This window comes from Variovorax ureilyticus, assembly GCF_037889935.1.
Taxonomy (GTDB): domain Bacteria; phylum Pseudomonadota; class Gammaproteobacteria; order Burkholderiales; family Burkholderiaceae_C; genus Variovorax; species Variovorax ureilyticus.
The window spans coordinates 528,675-543,574 of record NZ_JBBKZU010000003.1; the positions used below are offsets into that span (position 1 = coordinate 528,675).

General features: G+C 63.3%; 18 protein-coding genes. 5 read left to right on the top strand and 13 right to left on the bottom strand.

All coding sequences use genetic code 11. From position 1 onward, the window contains the following. A complete protein-coding gene (locus WKW77_RS10020) occupies window positions 1-765 on the top strand; it encodes a DUF1828 domain-containing protein (protein WP_340356685.1) in 765 nt (254 codons plus the stop codon). Here the strand turns inward: WKW77_RS10020 and WKW77_RS10025 are convergent. Continuing rightward, entirely contained in the window at window positions 762-944 is a 183-nt protein-coding gene (locus tag WKW77_RS10025) for a hypothetical protein (RefSeq protein WP_340356686.1), read from the bottom strand. The two genes, WKW77_RS10020 and WKW77_RS10025, sit on opposite strands and share 4 nt — an antisense overlap. 67 nt (window positions 945-1,011) lie before the next feature. On the opposite strand from WKW77_RS10025, the gene WKW77_RS10030 reads away from it, so the two are divergent. Then, window positions 1,012-1,317 carry a hypothetical protein gene (locus WKW77_RS10030; RefSeq protein ID WP_340356687.1) on the top strand — a complete coding sequence of 102 codons (306 nt, stop codon included), beginning with the start codon at window positions 1,012-1,014 and terminating at the stop codon, window positions 1,315-1,317. Here WKW77_RS10030 and WKW77_RS10035 read toward each other — a convergent pair. The 10 genes from WKW77_RS10035 to ligD all read right to left on the bottom strand — a co-directional run bounded on the left by WKW77_RS10035 (window position 1,295) and on the right by ligD (window position 10,298). Beyond that, window positions 1,295-1,591, bottom strand: a complete 297-nt coding sequence (locus WKW77_RS10035) for an HNH endonuclease (RefSeq protein WP_340356688.1) — start codon at window positions 1,589-1,591, stop codon at window positions 1,295-1,297. The two genes, WKW77_RS10030 and WKW77_RS10035, sit on opposite strands and share 23 nt — an antisense overlap. A gap of 190 nt (window positions 1,592-1,781) precedes the next feature. Beyond that, complete coding sequence (locus WKW77_RS10040) at window positions 1,782-4,835, bottom strand: tape measure protein (protein ID WP_340356689.1); 3,054 nt, start codon at window positions 4,833-4,835, stop codon at window positions 1,782-1,784. After that, the gene (locus WKW77_RS10045) at window positions 4,819-5,073 is read right to left on the bottom strand and encodes a hypothetical protein (protein WP_340356690.1); all 255 of its coding nucleotides are present in this window, start codon (window positions 5,071-5,073) and stop codon (window positions 4,819-4,821) included. Before WKW77_RS10045 ends, WKW77_RS10040 begins: the two co-directional genes overlap by 17 nt. A 178-nt stretch (window positions 5,074-5,251) precedes the next feature. After that, window positions 5,252-5,500: a hypothetical protein gene (locus tag WKW77_RS10050; protein ID WP_340356691.1), complete on the bottom strand. Its 249-nt coding sequence runs from the start codon at window positions 5,498-5,500 to the stop codon at window positions 5,252-5,254. Continuing rightward, a complete protein-coding gene (locus WKW77_RS10055) occupies window positions 5,497-5,997 on the bottom strand; it encodes a hypothetical protein (protein WP_340356692.1) in 501 nt (166 codons plus the stop codon). The genes WKW77_RS10050 and WKW77_RS10055 overlap by 4 nt, the downstream gene beginning before the upstream one ends. Beyond that, window positions 5,994-6,335, bottom strand: coding sequence for a hypothetical protein (locus WKW77_RS10060; RefSeq protein WP_340356693.1), 342 nt, complete (start codon window positions 6,333-6,335; stop codon window positions 5,994-5,996). Before WKW77_RS10060 ends, WKW77_RS10055 begins: the two co-directional genes overlap by 4 nt. Beyond that, window positions 6,336-6,995, bottom strand: coding sequence for a head maturation protease, ClpP-related (locus WKW77_RS10065; protein WP_340356694.1), 660 nt, complete (start codon window positions 6,993-6,995; stop codon window positions 6,336-6,338). Between the two features lie 2 nt (window positions 6,996-6,997). Beyond that, entirely contained in the window at window positions 6,998-7,237 is a 240-nt protein-coding gene (locus WKW77_RS10070) for a hypothetical protein (protein WP_340356695.1), read from the bottom strand. A 307-nt stretch (window positions 7,238-7,544) separates the two neighbouring features. Beyond that, window positions 7,545-7,850, bottom strand: a complete 306-nt coding sequence (locus tag WKW77_RS10075; protein ID WP_340356696.1) for a hypothetical protein — start codon at window positions 7,848-7,850, stop codon at window positions 7,545-7,547. 270 nt (window positions 7,851-8,120) lie between these two features. Continuing rightward, the gene (ligD, locus tag WKW77_RS10080) at window positions 8,121-10,298 is read right to left on the bottom strand and encodes a non-homologous end-joining DNA ligase LigD (RefSeq protein ID WP_340356697.1); all 2,178 of its coding nucleotides are present in this window, start codon (window positions 10,296-10,298) and stop codon (window positions 8,121-8,123) included. A gap of 341 nt (window positions 10,299-10,639) precedes the next feature. On the opposite strand from ligD, the gene WKW77_RS10085 reads away from it, so the two are divergent. Then, entirely contained in the window at window positions 10,640-11,005 is a 366-nt protein-coding gene (locus WKW77_RS10085; protein WP_340356698.1) for a hypothetical protein, read from the top strand. A gap of 429 nt (window positions 11,006-11,434) precedes the next feature. Here WKW77_RS10085 and WKW77_RS10090 read toward each other — a convergent pair whose 3' ends face one another. Then, entirely contained in the window at window positions 11,435-12,841 is a 1,407-nt protein-coding gene (locus WKW77_RS10090) for a tyrosine-type recombinase/integrase (RefSeq protein ID WP_340356699.1), read from the bottom strand. 316 nt (window positions 12,842-13,157) lie between these two features. On the opposite strand from WKW77_RS10090, the gene WKW77_RS10095 reads away from it, so the two are divergent. Continuing rightward, window positions 13,158-13,919, top strand: a complete 762-nt coding sequence (locus WKW77_RS10095) for a bestrophin-like domain (protein ID WP_340356700.1) — start codon at window positions 13,158-13,160, stop codon at window positions 13,917-13,919. 37 nt (window positions 13,920-13,956) lie between these two features. Here WKW77_RS10095 and WKW77_RS10100 read toward each other — a convergent pair whose 3' ends face one another. Next, window positions 13,957-14,244 carry a hypothetical protein gene (locus WKW77_RS10100; RefSeq protein WP_340356701.1) on the bottom strand — a complete coding sequence of 96 codons (288 nt, stop codon included), beginning with the start codon at window positions 14,242-14,244 and terminating at the stop codon, window positions 13,957-13,959. 109 nt (window positions 14,245-14,353) lie between these two features. Here WKW77_RS10100 and WKW77_RS10105 point away from each other — a divergent pair, with 109 nt between their 5' ends. Continuing rightward, window positions 14,354-14,791, top strand: coding sequence for a DUF1810 domain-containing protein (locus tag WKW77_RS10105; protein WP_340356702.1), 438 nt, complete (start codon window positions 14,354-14,356; stop codon window positions 14,789-14,791). The last annotated feature ends 109 nt before the right edge of the window (window positions 14,792-14,900 follow it).

A 14,900-nucleotide genomic window follows, 5' to 3' on the forward strand; every position in this document is an offset into this window, starting at 1 on the left:
ATGACGGTCTGCACCGATCTCACGAGCCTCATTGGCGTGACCTGCTATCCCCTTTCGGACGACGGCAGCGTAGCTATGCTCGACACGTCATTCAAGTTTGCAGACGGCGACGACGCTCCGGTTTTTGTTGAAAAGACCGCTGGTCAGGTCCGGTTCTTTGATGACGGGGGCGTGTTGCTTCACTTTGCTGGTCGGGGGGTGCGGATAGAAAGCCTGCGGAATGTCAGATTCATCCAAAACCTCAGTGCCGCGTACGGCGTGAAGTTGAACGACGACGGCGAGTTAGAACTGTGGGCGAATGAGAGGGACGCCCCCGCCGCCTTTGCAAACTATGTCTCGACCCTGGTCGCGCTGACGGCATGGGAGAGGGATCAGCAAGGCGTCGCGTCTGACCTAACCCTGCTGATCGATGAGGTGGAGATGTGCCTAAGGGCGATCGATCCCGCATGGGCCCCTGTGCCTCGGCCGGAATATGTTGGCGTGTCGGGCCAACGGTATCACCTTGATTTCGATTTCAATGGTAGCGGCGTGATCGCGATCACGCCTCACAAACTAACGGTTAGCTCTGCGATTCGGAAGCTCTTGGACATCAAGAGCAAGCCGGACAACATGGGGTTCGAAGCTCTCATCATTCTTGACGATCGGGCCGACCCTGACGGCGCGAAAAGCGAAGGCCGGGTGCTAGACGCGGTTGGCAGGGTCTGGCCAATGACTAGGCTTGAGCAACAAGCCGGATTTAAGGGCTTGACCTACGGGGTCGTCTAAAACGGCTCCTGCAGCAGCGGCCCAAGCCAAGCGACCGCGGCGGCCTCGGGCGGCATCTCTCGCAAGCGCTCATCCCGCCACAGATCGGCCGCAACCTCGTCGAGTTGCTCCGGGTCAACAGTGCGCCACTGTCGTTGCAGCCGGTGGGCACAAACGGCGATCCAGGTTTCGCGGTCCATGCGGATACTGTAGGTTTATCCAGTGTTGTTGTCCAGCGAAGGGCTGGCGGGTAGGATGCCGGCCACTATGTCCGGACGAAATTGGGGCGCCATCGCCAAAGCAGACGCCGCCGTTTGGAAGTGGCTCTTCCCCCTCGCTGTGGTCTTCACCGTTGTCTTGGCGCTGTACGGCGACTTCACGATGTTGCACTGGTGGGCGTGGATCGGCGGTTGGGCACTTTGTGGCTATCTGATGCAGCGATTTCCAAAAGTGCCGGGGGTGCTGATCCCTGCGCTGCTCTTTGTGCTTTGCGTGCCCTTCGTTGTTATTGCGCAGGTCATAGCGTTGCCGGCGAATCTCTATCGCTTCGTCAAGTCGCGCCTCTTCCCATAGGAATGCGCGGCAGGATGCCGGCGGATTTCTCGATCAGCACCAGCGTGTAGTAGTCCAGAAAGTGCAAAGAGGCGCACACCGGTTCTGCATGTCTGCGATGGTTGCACCGTCGGCATGCTGCTGCGATGTTCTCTCGGCAGTCGGTGCCGCCGTCCTGTCTCGGGTGCAGATGTTCGGCGGTTGCGTGCTGCCCCATGGGTCGCTCGCAGTAAATGCAGCGTCCGTGCTGCTGGCGAATCGCGGATGTTCGGTGTTTCTGAAGCCTGCTCTTCATGCGGGGAACTCCAAAGATTGAACTTGGGAATCCCCGATGGCGTAGCGCTCAGAGCGGGCACCGGTGCGTAGCGCAATAACCGGCGATGTGGGGCGTAGCGCCTCGCACGGTCGGGCGACCTGGCCCGAGCGATGCGAAGTGTAGCGGCATTGCGGTTCTCAGAAAATCCGCGAGGGTTTCCCGACAAACCTTAGCTGACCCGCTTCGCTTGCCCCAACTGCGACAGGAGACCGGCTAGGCGCGACGCGTCGCCAGCGCTCGCTGCGCCGATGGAGTCGCTCTGTCCGTTGGGGAGCGTGATGTTCACGTTGTGGGTGGTGTTGCCCCCGGCGTTCTTTGCTGCCGCGTCCAGGCGCTTGGCCTTGTCGACGGCGTTTGTCGTTGCCGTGACCATCGCGGCAGCGTCGCGGAGCGCGCCGACCGAGACCGAACCCGCGCTTAGCTTTTCCATCGCGTCGAGTTGCTGCTTGGCGTTCTTGGCCTGCTGCAATGCCTCCTGCAAGTAGGCCAGGTCGGAGGCACCGAAGCTCTGCATGCCTCGCTGCAGGACGTCCATCGCCTTGTCGATCGGCAACGTGTTTAGCCCCTTGCTGAGATCAAGCCCCTGATTGATCGTCGAGTGCACGTCTTGATTCGGGCCGATGATCCCTAGGCTGTCGGCGTTATTGCGGTAGCTGCCGTCCAGGTTGCGGCCGTCGGACAGTTGAAAGCGGCCATCGTGGCGCGGCGTGTTGTCGCCGGTGGTGCGGTTGTCCGGTTGCAGCGGCGTGCCGTTCGTGGGGGTGGTGCCGCGCGCGGCGACCTGCCGCGTGCGGAGCATCTCGCGCTGCAGGGAGATTTCCGAGGTCTCTATGCCCCTGTTCGCGGCGGCCGCTGCAGCGGCATATTTTTCGAACGCGACGATCTTGTCATCCAAGCTGGTCGTGACGCTGTCGCGGATGATCTTCCACGAGTCGGCGAAGCGCGACGCGGTCGCCTGCATCTCGTCGGACGATTTGATCCCGAAGTCGTGCAATGCTTCGCGCAGGTTGCTCACGCCAGGCAGCAGGCTTTCGATTTTCTCGCGCGCCTTTTCCAGCCCCGTCGCGACCTGATCGCCCGACAGTCGGCCAGCGGCGCCGAGTGCCTCGAATCGCTCAATGACGGCGCGCAGTGCCTTTTCCGTGCCTGCCGCGTCCGTGGCCTTATCCAGCGCCCGTGCGAGCGCCACGCCGGTCTCGGGGCCCTTGGCCTTGAGCCGGTCCAAAGTTGCCGCCAGTGTGTCGGCGTCGTTAATGGAACTGGCGAACGCGGCGCCGAATCCGGTGCGCAGTTCCTGCGCCGAGAGACCCGCACGCCGCAGCGACTCTTCACCCATGGCGTCGATCGCAGCGGCCAGGCGGCGCGCGCCGATCTCGCTACCGTCGAATGCTGCCGCGGCTTCGGTCCTGAACTTGCCGAGGTCTTCAGTGCGCAGCGCGGCCGAGAGTGCATCGCGCATCTGGTCGCCGGTGATCTTGCCGCGCACTGCCAACGCGTCGAGAGCGGCAATCGCGGCGTTGATGCCTTGCACGTTGGACAGGTCCAGCGCCTTCGCGACCTTGCCGAGCGCGTCGGCTGTGGTCTCGCCGGCCAGGCGCGCTTTGTCGAATGCGCCAACTAGCGCGGTCGCCTCCGCACCGAGCCCAAGCGCCTTATCCGCGGCGATCTGCGCTTTCTGCGCCAACGCTGCATTGGTCTCGGCCAGGGCGCGCGCAGCGGCCTCCTGTGCGCGCATGCGGCCCTCGGCGTCGCGCATGACGTCGCCCCACTTGGACCACTTGCCGAACTGCTCGCCGATCGCCGTGCCGATGTCTTTGATGTTGACCGCGACACCGACCAGCGCGCCGAGCTTGAGCGTACCGAGGATGCCGGCCAGGCGCCCGACGCCGGCCGCGGTGCCGCCGGTGGCCGCGTTGGCCGCGGTCTGTGCGGCGGTGAATGCAGCGGTCTCGGCGGTCGCTACCTTTGCAGCGACGCCGATGCCGGTGAACGTCTGCGCCAGGCGAACCGCTTGAAACGCTACTGCGGCTTTGCCGACGTCATAGAGCACGGTCGCGACCGTGTCCAGGTTCTTTGCCAGGCTGTTGATTGCGCTGGCAATGGTGGCGCTGGCGCCGTGCGCCTTGTCGACTTCGCCGACGTACTGCGTCCAGGCGCTGGACAGGTTCGTGATCGATCGCCCGATGGTCTGCGGCAGTTGGTCAAACTCGGCGCGCAGCGCGGCGCCTTGACCCTGTAGCGCACCGATAACCTGCGTTGACGTGAGGCTGCCGGCTTCGCCGAGCTTGCGAAGTTCGCCGGTCGTGACGCCGAGACCGTCCGCAAGCGCTTTCGCAAGTCGTGGCGTCTGTTCGAGCACCGAATTCAACTCATCGCCCCGCAAGACGCCGGACTGCATGCCCTGCACCAGTTGGACGATCGCGGCGCTTGCACTGTCGGCGCTGACGCCGGACAACTGCACGGCCTGCGTGATGGTCTCCGTGAGCGCGAGCGCCTGCTTGTTGCTGATGCCGATCTGCTTGCCGGCGGCAGCCAGTTTGTTAAACAGGTCGCTGACTATCTCGACTGAGGTGCCGGTGCGCTGCGCGACGTCAAACACACCTTGGAGCGTGGCCTTGAATGCCTCGCCGTCGCCGGTCGTCAACTTGATGCGCGCGGAGAGGTTCGCGTATGCGTCCGCGGTCTTGGCGACGTCGCCGACCATGCCGCCGAGCAGTTGCCCGCCGATCGCTGCGCCGGCCAGTTGCTGAATGGTGCGCAGTTGCTGGCCGATGCCAGCCAGGTCGCCCGTAACAGTGCGAGCAGTCTCGCCCATCTTGGCATGTTCGGCCGTCGTCGCGCGAACCTTGTCTGCGAGTTCCTTTTCGTAGGCCGCGGACTTTTGGACTGCGGCATTCGCGGCCGCCAGTGCGGCATTCTTGTCGCGCAACGCCGTGCGCGCGTCCAGGATGGCAAGCTGCTCCGCCTTGACTGTCGCCCGGTAGGCGTCGGTCGCCTTGTCGGCGTCGCTGGTGGTGAGCCGCATCCGCGCGAGCGCTTCGCGCTTGTCGTCGAGCGCGCGCTTTTCGGTGGCCGCCTCGATCGCCGCAGCGTCGGCCGCCTTGCCGAGTTGCTTCGTCGTCGCGATCGTTTTTTCAAGTTCGGCGGTGAGGGCCGTTAGCTCGCTGGCGTCGGTCTGGACGCCGAGCTTCAACTTGACGTCGCGGTTATTGCTGGATGCCATGCGCTACTTCTTTCGTTGTTCGGTGATTTCGTCCGGCCGGTTCGGGAGCCTCGCCGAACCAAGTGCCGACTGGCACCAGGTCGTCCGGCGCGACGTGGTCGATTGATGCCGCGGTGAGGTGTACGCCGGGGCCCACGATGCGCACGGCGGGGCCAGCGCCCATGTACTCGACGCGCAAGCCCCGCGACTTGATGGCCGCGGCGACGCGTTGCTGCCGTCGCTTTGCGCTGGGTGTCATCTGCTCGGCGTCCTTTGTGAAAGTTGGGCCATCGCGGGGTGTCTCGGGTCCACTCCGAACACGAACAAGTGCATCGGTCGGCCGGGTGTGCACCAGGCGACCGCAGCGGCCAAGCTGGCGGCGTTTGGCGAGAGCGCTAGCAGTGCGGCGGCAGTGCGGCGGCAGGTGATCTCGCCGCTCATTTGGCGACCCTCTCGGCGACGCCGCGCTGGTATGCGATGCCGGCGTCACGCTCTGCGATCAGGCGCCGCAGTCGTTCGCGGTCGTCGGCATCCATCGTCAGGCTGTGACGCGTGCGCAAGGCTGCCTGCGTGCGCAGCATTCGTTCTAGGCGCTGCCAAGGCGTTTCGAGGTGCTGTGCCGGCGCCGGTGCGACCGGCGGCAGATACTCGTCCGGCTCGTCGTGTTCGAGGTCCAGGCTGCTCATTTGCCGTAACCAATCAGAACGGCAGGCTCGGCGCGCTGGCCGGGGCGAGGGAGCCAGGCAATCCCTTGTGCATCAGCCTCGCGCAGCAACTCGTCCTCGCGAAGTTCGAGCTTGACGAGTTCGGCCTTGATGCCGGCCAGGTGCTGCGCGCGGCGTGCGGCATCGATGCCTTCCGGCATATCGGCGAGCAGCGGCTCGAAACGATTCAACATCGCGTCTTTGCCGATCGCGAACGTCATGAACGCCCTTACATCCTCTTCATAGCCGCGGTCCTCCGTCGGCGTCACCAGCAGGTTTGCGAAATCACCCGCAGCGAGGGCCGCGAGGTCGTCCGCAATGCGAGCCGTGGCGCGGTCGTGCCATTCGTCGATCTGCGAGACGAGCACGTCGCGGAGTTCCGCGCGCGACATGTGCACGTGCGCCGGGTCGGCAAGCTGCGATTCGAGCGCGGCGATTTGCTCGCGCACGGTTTCGATCTTTTTCGCGATGTTGGTCATAGTTGAACCCCGTGTTTTTGGGCAAAGTCGCGAAGCGTCGTCTGATAGCCGGCCCACGCGGACGCGCTGCGTTCAAGTGCGGGCAGCGCGGCGCGCCTGCGCTCGACGCGAGCCTCAAGTGCGCTTCGGGTGACTTCGTCGGCTTCAATCTGTGCCTGCGCCGTCGGAAACGCGTGCCCACGGTTGACGCGCGCTTGTGTTGCTGCCGCTTGCTCGTTGTGGTCGCGCAGTTCGGCCTGTGCGTCCTGCAGGTGCCTGCGCGCTTGTTCGGCTGCCGTGCGCGCGTCGTCGGCGCGTTCCAGAAGGACGCTTAGCCGGTCAACATCGATCGTCGTCATTTACTTGGCTCCTTGGCGGTTCCGGCGCTTGGCCCAAACGTCGTACACACTGGCGCCGACCGGCGTCGCGGCTTTGAACATCGCAGCGACGTTCGCCGGCAGGTCGGCGCGCTTCATGCTGAAAGAGGCTTGCGCATTGATGGCCGGGGTGACCTTGGTTGCAAAGCCCTTGGTCAGCGCTTCGCCGGCCGTCAGCCAGGTGTCGTGCGCAAGTAGCGCTTTCATCTCGGCTTCAGGCATGCCGGTCTTGCCGACGTAGGCGGCAAGCAGGCTCTCGCCGATCTTGTCGAGCACGTCGGCGGCTTCCCGAAGGTCTTCGGCGTTGCCGTAGATGCCCGTGAGCGGGTTGTGCACCATCATGAAGGTGTTCTCAGGCATCTCGATCGTGTCACCGGCCATCGCAATCAGCGAGGCGGCGCTTGCGGCCACGCCCATGACCTTGACGGCGATCGTCTTGCCCGACGCCTTCAGCATGTTGTAGATCGCGACGCCTGCGAACACGTCGCCGCCAGGCGAGTTGATTTCGAGGGCGAGGGTAGGGGACTGGACTGCGTCGAGTTGCTGCCGGAAGTCGCTCGCCTGAACGCCCAAAACGCCGATCTCGTCGTAAATCGACAGCGTCGAGCCGCTCGCCGAATTCTTGAACTTGAAAAACGGCATGCTCATTCCGCCGCAAACAGGTCAGTGCCTTCGGCGGCGGGCAGGTCGGTGCGGCCAGTGGCGAAAGCTTCGACGCGGTCCGCATGCACGAACGGTTCGCCGCAGAGGTCGAGGACGCAAACGTCGCCAACCTGCCCGGCTTCGATGCTCGCGCGGAGCCGGCGAATGGGAACCCCGAGACGGTCCGCCGCGGCGCGCAGGGTCATCAGCGCCGGGGGTTTGTTGATGTTTGAGGATGTCATTCAGGCAGTGTCTTGAAGACGCCTGAAAACGGGCTGCGGCACTTTTTCGCCTTTAAGGCAGGCGAAGTAACCCGAAGAGATGGGAAGGGGCGCGAAGGGGCCTAACCCCATGCCGTCCCAATGTGTCGCGCTATCAAATTGATAGCAAATCAAGATTTGCGAGCCTAAAAACTCGCGAGCACCGGGCCTCTTTGTCCCCGCACGGTCGCTGGCGCCCACTAGGGGCCCCCTATGCGGCCGCTAGCGCTGCAGGTGCCACCTGCCGACGTGGCGCACGGCAGGGCTCAGCGGGCCGCAGGCGCGTCGATCACAGTGCGGTTGAGGGCGAGGGCGCGTGCAGTGCCGCAAGCGTCTCTACAGCGCCGAGCCACAGGCGCATGTCCCATGCGTCGCCGACACGCGACGCAGGTGTCCAGCGGCCAGGCTTGCCGACCTCCACCACAAGTGCATCGAAGTCGGGCCGCGGCGTGTCACCTGCGCGTGCATCCAGGTCGCGTACTAGCGCGCTGGCCCATAGGTCGGGCATGGTGATCGTGGTTAGGTAGACGCGGCACTTAGCTGCGGTCGCGCGGCTGAGGCGTTGCACGTCATCGCGCAGGATGGCGAGTGCCATGCGGGATTGGTAGGTTGGCGTGGGTGCTGACATGAGGATCGTTACATTGGTTTGCGGCGGGTGGGCCGCCGGGGTGTTCCCACTGTTCTCTCTGTTCCCACCCATTTCCCTTTAATTACCTAGGCACCTGTACTGCACTGAATGGACACTTAATCTGGCACTCAACGGTCTACTTCAGATGCCTTTAAGGGATGAGGTAGGAACAGTAGGAACACAACATGTTTTCATTGGGAAAGCCGGTGTTCCTACCTGCTCTGCGTGAGGTAGGAATCAGGTAGGGACAGTAGGAACGCGCGAGTACAAATACGTGAGCACGCCGCCGCGACGCACACGCCGGCGCGTAAACCCCATGGTCCGCAGCGCTTTACCTATCCGCGTTTCCTTGGCCCGGTCAAAGTTGCGGCGCTCTATGGAGAGCGCGCCGCAAGCCACCTCCCAAATCGTGAGGCCGGCTGCCGCGTCCGCGCACGGCGACGCAAGCCACGTCTCGATGGTCTCGCACCAGGCGTCGACCTCGACAAAGTCGGAGTGCTCATGCTGGCCCAATCGCTCAGCCTCTTGGTAACGGACACCACCTGCGCGGAACAGCGCCGCGGCCTCGGCCCACAACTGCAGGCGGTCGCGCGCGACGGCGTCGGGGTCGCACATCGTCTCAACACGCACGGGCAGCCAGCGCCGGTTGCCTGTTTCGTCGGACAGGAACTGGTCCTTGTTCGTAGTGCCAACGAACACGAGACGCCGCGGGAATAGGGTTTGGAACTCCTTGAACTTCGGCACCCAGTTCTCATAGCAGCGCGTGATGAAAGCTTTTACGCTCTCAACCTCGCGCGACCCCATGCCCTGCAGTTCGCCGAGTTCGGCAACGAGCCGGCCGCGCATCCTGCGCGACAAGTCGTCATCCTTGGCGCGCAGGTCAATCTCGGTGTAGTGCTCGATGCTAGGCACCATGGCTTTCACCAGCGACGACTTGCGAACACCCTGCGCACCGACAAGCACGGGCGACATGTCGGCCTGGCAGCCGGGGGACAGCACGCGACCCGCCAGAGCGGTCCAGAGGTAGCTGCTAACCGCGCGTGTGTACGGCGTGTCCAGCGCACCAGCATAGGCTGACAGGAACGTGCCTACCCGCTTGACGCCGTCCCACTGCAGCGATTCAAGCCAGAGGATCGCCGAGTCGAACGAGTGCTCATCTGCGATCGCGTGCACAGCATCGCGAATAGATTCCTTCGCGATCTCGGCAAACCCGATGCGTGCGAGATGGTCGCGCAGCCAGGTGTAGTCCGCGTCGGTGAACGGGCGCCACTCGTCGGTGTTCGGCAGGGCAAGCATCACTTCATCCTTGAACCGATCGCGCCCAAGGCGGAAACCGCACACATCGGCGCGACGGCATGCCGCGAGCAGGTTGGTGATTGTTGGTTTGATCACGCCTGACGGCGTCCTGCGGGCGAACGCTGGCAGGGGGTTCTGTTCGACCGGGAGGTCGTCGAACCCCTCGGCGCTGTTGGGCACGTTGCGCCAGTCGGTCGAATGCCGGTCGGCCTCTTCGTAGAGTGACGCGCGCGTGCGCGTCACTGCGCCATCGCGCGGCCCGAGGTACGGCCATACGCGCTGTTCGAAAAAGTCGCGCTTGAAGACGGGGTTGCGTTCGCTGAACTCGACGGCAACGGCGAAGGCGTCGGCGCTCCCGCCGAGCGCCTCGTGGATCGCGCAGACTTGCCTGAACCACCAGTCGTAGTCCATCTCCGTGTGCGACCCGTCGTTCGGGATCGCGAGCGCGGCGCGGCGCACCTTGTCGATTGGGTCCGGATTGCCGTAGGTGGTGAAAGAAAGCGGCGGCCTGTCGAGCTTCGCAACAGGCGCACTGGTGGGCCACGACATGCCGATGATCGCCTCGCGCGGCAGCGGCATCATGTCGGTGTCGAGCGGCACGCTCTTTCCGGCCAGCGGCAGTATGAACTGGTTGCCGAACCCGCCTGCGCTGATCTCGTTCTGTTTCGGGAAAACCTCGATTTGTCGCGAGGCGACTCCGCCAGCGCCTTCGGCGAAGCCAATGGCTGCAAGGTGACCCGCCATGGCCTCGCGCACGCTGTAGGCGTCCTGCGGTTCGTTCCAGAGCACGAACAAGTGCATGCCGCGGCCACCACTCGACCGGAACGCGATGACTTCGATGTCCCAGGTTTCCAGGTGATCGCGAAGCTTGCGGCCGACGTCGCGCATCTCGTCCCATGGCGTCGCCCCCTTGTGGCTGTCCAGGTCGAACAGGGCAAGCCGGGTCGTCGTCTCGCCGCGTTTCATAGGGCACACGCCGCGCGCGAGACCGCCGCCGACGTGCTCCAGAAGACGCGCGTGCGTCAAAGGCTCATCGGTCCACCGGCTACCGTCGGGCAGCTTGATCGCGGTGTTCTCGGTGCGCACGCGCGAGACGATCGGTTGCAGACCGTCGGCCAAGGCTTGATCATTTCGCTTATGCGCAATAGAATTGTGTGCAAGCCTGCTTTGGTCAGTGGGCTGATTTTCCGAAGCGCCGGCCCCTGCCAGGGCCGGCCTTTTTATTTGTGCTGTCATACGGTAATAATGCTCATGTGTCTTGATTGAGTAGCGAGGCACACTTTCAAAAGCCCCGATCGGTTCGCCCCTTCGGGGCTTTCTTTTTGCTGAACAATTGCTAAATATTTGCTAACCATTTGCGTATCCGATTTAGCTACGGGGTTATTGAATTGACCTGTGACACATTGTTTCATTACAGTTTAGCCACCGCAGAATTACTGCGGCAATTAACTAAGAACGAAATGATCACTACTCTCAACGTCGGCCAAAAGGCCATCTTCGATCGCATGCTCCCGCACACCCTGCGGGGCGAGGGATGCCCGACCAGTGAACAATTGAAGGAACTCGCAGGGCTTGCGCCGGCCGACAGGCACGCGCTGCTCTCCGTGTTCGCCGATGAGGTCGAATTCAACATGTCGGCGGCCGAGCGCCTGGCGCTGAGGATTGCGCTTGATTCATACCAGCGCGGCCACGGCGCCGCCGTTCAAATACCGGCGCAATTCGCCAACATTCCAAACGGTGAGTTGGGGGCCGAGTTTCCGGGGCTTCGGAAATGCGGGGTCGAGGCGAGCGCGGCGCCAAGTGGTGGCCACGCTTTGTGCGCATAGGCCGCTGACGACGTCAACGCGCACATTTGCGGCAGAGGGCAGGGAGTCGAAGTTCTGAAGCGCGACGGGAATTGCCGGCTTAGCTTTTGCTGGTCGAGACATGAGGTAATTTCCAGGCACGGTTTTCCAATTCCGATCAACCTGCCCGATTGATCGCCGCGCCGGATTTACGACTCCGACTGATTTACACCTCGCGGTGCGCTCCATCTCGACCCGAGTACGGGTGTAGCCTGTCTATGCATCGGCCCCATTGGCGCTAAGCCCGGTCGACCACCTCGATATCTCTGGTTGGAAGCCCGCGAGACTGCGGGTTATCTCACGCCACGAATAGGCAGGGCGTGAAATCAGTTGATACACAGTATATATGGAAAAACTATGGGGGCCAAATGTGCGCAATAGATTGGCTATTACGCATTCTTGGTGCGCATTTCAGACCGCGGCCAGAGCGGCCTCTATTTCGCGGCCGAGCACGTCCCATGCCGAGGCTTTCTCGGGGGCGTAGTCATGCTGCAGGTAGGACGGCCGCGCCTTGCTACCGCCGGGTAGAACGTGATTCAGGCAGCGGTCGACGACGTCGGGGTTGACGCCGGCCGCCTGCATCATCGTGGCGCCCGTGCGGCGCAGGTCGTGCGGCGTCCATTCGCCGGTCGATCCCTTGGACAGCACCAGCGAGTTGTCGTTGCGCCGATTCTTGAGGGCCTTGCGCTCCTTGAACATCATCTGGCGGTCGCCGATCTGCTTCGAAACGGTCTTGAGGTCGATGTGCCTGTCGCCGGCCTCGGCCGATCGGGCAGGGAAGCACCACTTCGAATCCTTCTTTCGAATCCTGAGCAGGGATTCGAATTGACGCACAGCGAAGGGGCTCAGGAACACGATGTGATCATCCTGTGCGGCGTTCGTCTGCTTCGTGTTCGCCTCGGGGATGGTCCAGACGCCGTTAGCGAGGTCGACGTGCTCCCATCGGGCCTGCAGTAGCTCGCCGATGCGACACATGGTCGACAGGCACAGCCACAGCGCGATCTGGCTCGCCTCGGTCAACCCGTGCGCCACCGCTCGCTTGTTCTCGGCGGCCGCGCGGTCGGCCCCCATGCGCGCCAAGATGTCGCGCAGTTCGCGCAGTTCGGCCGGCGACAGGCGGCGCTTGCGCGTGTCGTCAAGGTTGTAGTGCGCGGCCACAATGGTCTCGATGTTCACCAGGGCGGCGGGGTTCTGCTCGATCAGCAGCGCGCGCCACGGCTGCCTCTTCTCGGCCCACGCGAATAGCTGCACCAGGTCGCGATAGACGCGCACGGCCATGCGGTTGCGGCCGCGAGCCACGATCGCCAGAAGCAAGGCGCGCAGGTCGCTTTCGGTGATGTGCTTCACCGGCTTGCTGCCGATGGCGGGCAGCACGTCCTTGTTGAACGCGCGGCGCAGTTCGTCATTGCCGTCCTTGCGCTTTACGCCAGCGTCAAGCCACGCGTCGAACAGGTCAGCGAAGGGGAGCAGGGCGGCACGCTCGCGCTCGGCCGCTGCGCGACGCTCTGCGGCCTCTGCACGTTCTTTCTCGATTGCCTCGATCGCCTGCTCTTGGAAGTCGACACCTGCGCGCGCGAGCGACTGAATGCGCTGGTTCTCTCCCAGTGCGTCGGCGAGGGACATGCAGCCGGGGCCCATCCCGTAGGGCTTCGGCAGCCGCGCCTGCCTCTGCCTGCCGTCTACCACGTAGCGAACCAACCATGTGCGCACGCCGTCCGGCGCGACCCTCACATAGAGGTTCTTTTCAACGGTGAACTTCCATTCCTCGGCTCGCGGCTTCGTCGCAGCCTCCAGGGCCTTAATTGTGATCGTTGCCATCTCCGCGTCCTACGGCGTCCTAAATCGCCGGCGCTGAGATGCTATCAGTTGTGCGTGTCTTGAGACAAAGAATTCCGGAAAATGTGTTGTAAATCAACGAGTTATCGCGCTGTTCTTTGTCTCGCTTCGGATCAACTCAGATCACCCAAAAGCACGATTTAAGTGCATGGGGTGCAAGGGGTCGAAGGTTCGAATCCTTTCACACCGACCAACAACGGCAAAGGCCGGTCAGTTCAACTGACCGGCCTTTTGTTTTGGCGCCTTGCCCCTTGCTCGGCAAGAATACGCGCCACACTCAAGGTCACCCTTTGCCCGGATGATTTCCTACGCCATCGCAGCGACCGTCCTCCTGCTCACGCTGGCAGCCCTCGGACTGGGCATCCGGCTGTCGGCTGTTCTTCCCAGCCACCATCTGGTCAGCGACGCCCGCGACTCGGCCAAGATCGGCATCGGAATGCTTGCGACGCTTCTGGCGCTGGTGCTGGGCCTGATGATCACGTCGGCGAAGCGTTCGTTCGATGAGCGCGAGGCGGAGCTGGTGCAGACCGCCACGTCAATCGTGCTGCTCGACCGGACACTGCTGGCGCTGGGCCAAGAGGCTCAGCCGGCGCGATTGCGGCTCAAGGAAGTGCTGGAGGACATCACGCGGCTGGCTGGTCGGGAAGGGCGTCGTGATCTCGCCGACAGGGACTGGTTCGGGAACCTGCGTGCGGTTTCGGAACTTCAGCAGACCATCCTGTCGCTCACGCCGCGCACCGATGCGCAGAAGTGGCACCAGACGCGGGCGATGCAGCTCTCGACCACCATCGCGCACGACCGCGTGCTCGTCGCGGAACACGGGACGAGCACGGTACCCACCGCGCTGCTCGTGATCGTCATTGGCTGGGTCACGGCCATCTACTTCGGGCTGGGTGTGTTTCTCGTGGGCAACCGCACCGTCTATCTTGCGCTGGGCATCTGCGCTCTGGCCTTCGCTTGCTCGATCTTCATCATCCTCGAACTCGACACGCCCTTCTCGGGAGTGGTGGGTGTGTCGGATCGATCATTGATACGCGCCCAGGCCGAACTGGCACAGTAAGTAGACCCCCCCCTTGGGCGCACCAGGCTCGGCGCTCTCAGGCGACGCTCAATTCAGCCTCGGACTCCGCGCAGAAGTCGGCGGTCTCGAGCAGCACGGCGGTCTGCGGCGCGGCGTGATGGCGTTCCAGCGCCTTGGCCTCGATCCGGCCGAAGTGCGCCTGGCAGGCGGCGGCGAGGCTCGCATCGTCCCGCGGCGCCTCGAAGATGTCGTGCAGCGCGCTGTCGGAAATGCGGGCGATGATGCGCGGACCATCGAAGCCATCCGGGTAGATCGCGAATCTGACGGTCTCCGTATCGCGGCAATGGATCGCTTCGCTGAACATGGTGATCTCCTTTTCTCAAGCTCATGGATTTCACGCCTACTTGAAGCAGAATGGACGCGGCATACTTCGTCAACCGCAGACAGATGCCGCCTACAGGAGGTGCTCGTCCATGAACGACCCCTTCGACTTGCAACGCTTCGTCGATGCCCAGGCCGACGTGATCGACACGGCGATGGATGAGTTGCGCGCCGGCAAGAAGCGCAGCCACTGGATGTGGTTCGTCTTTCCGCAGTTGGCGGGCCTGGGCCGCAGCATGATGGCGCAGCGATACGCCATTGCCTCGCTCGAGGAGTCACGCGCCTATCTCGAGCATGCGGTGCTCGGCAAGCGCCTCCGGCAGTGCAGCGAGATCGTGCTGGCCCTCGAAGACCGCAGCGTCGGCGAGATCTTCGGCGCGCCGGACGATCAGAAGTTCTGGTCGTCGATGACGCTGTTCTCGATCACTGCCGATTCGTCCACGACGGTCTTCCGCTCATGCCTGCAGAAGTACTTCGGAGGGAGTTCGGACCGCGGCACCCTGCTGCTCCTGCAGGGCACCGTGCCTTAGTAGGCAGTTTCGTAAATACGGCCACGTATATTCTTGATAAGTTTGGCCGTGTATGGCATCTTGATGCATTCCTTCGACTGGGGGTTGCGTATGCCAAGAAAGAGTCCGT

Coding starts and splice junctions, on each gene's coding strand:
- WKW77_RS10020 (WP_340356685.1), top strand. CDS start 1: ATGACGGTCTGCACCGATCTCACGAGCCTCATTGGCGTGACCTGCTAT.
- WKW77_RS10025 (WP_340356686.1), bottom strand. CDS start 944: ATGGACCGCGAAACCTGGATCGCCGTTTGTGCCCACCGGCTGCAACGA.
- WKW77_RS10030 (WP_340356687.1), top strand. CDS start 1,012: ATGTCCGGACGAAATTGGGGCGCCATCGCCAAAGCAGACGCCGCCGTT.
- WKW77_RS10035 (WP_340356688.1), bottom strand. CDS start 1,591: ATGAAGAGCAGGCTTCAGAAACACCGAACATCCGCGATTCGCCAGCAG.
- WKW77_RS10040 (WP_340356689.1), bottom strand. CDS start 4,835: ATGGCATCCAGCAATAACCGCGACGTCAAGTTGAAGCTCGGCGTCCAG.
- WKW77_RS10045 (WP_340356690.1), bottom strand. CDS start 5,073: ATGACACCCAGCGCAAAGCGACGGCAGCAACGCGTCGCCGCGGCCATC.
- WKW77_RS10050 (WP_340356691.1), bottom strand. CDS start 5,500: ATGAGCAGCCTGGACCTCGAACACGACGAGCCGGACGAGTATCTGCCG.
- WKW77_RS10055 (WP_340356692.1), bottom strand. CDS start 5,997: ATGACCAACATCGCGAAAAAGATCGAAACCGTGCGCGAGCAAATCGCC.
- WKW77_RS10060 (WP_340356693.1), bottom strand. CDS start 6,335: ATGACGACGATCGATGTTGACCGGCTAAGCGTCCTTCTGGAACGCGCC.
- WKW77_RS10065 (WP_340356694.1), bottom strand. CDS start 6,995: ATGCCGTTTTTCAAGTTCAAGAATTCGGCGAGCGGCTCGACGCTGTCG.
- WKW77_RS10070 (WP_340356695.1), bottom strand. CDS start 7,237: ATGACATCCTCAAACATCAACAAACCCCCGGCGCTGATGACCCTGCGC.
- WKW77_RS10075 (WP_340356696.1), bottom strand. CDS start 7,850: ATGGCACTCGCCATCCTGCGCGATGACGTGCAACGCCTCAGCCGCGCG.
- WKW77_RS10085 (WP_340356698.1), top strand. CDS start 10,640: ATGATCACTACTCTCAACGTCGGCCAAAAGGCCATCTTCGATCGCATG.
- WKW77_RS10090 (WP_340356699.1), bottom strand. CDS start 12,841: ATGGCAACGATCACAATTAAGGCCCTGGAGGCTGCGACGAAGCCGCGA.
- WKW77_RS10095 (WP_340356700.1), top strand. CDS start 13,158: ATGATTTCCTACGCCATCGCAGCGACCGTCCTCCTGCTCACGCTGGCA.
- WKW77_RS10100 (WP_340356701.1), bottom strand. CDS start 14,244: ATGTTCAGCGAAGCGATCCATTGCCGCGATACGGAGACCGTCAGATTC.
- WKW77_RS10105 (WP_340356702.1), top strand. CDS start 14,354: ATGAACGACCCCTTCGACTTGCAACGCTTCGTCGATGCCCAGGCCGAC.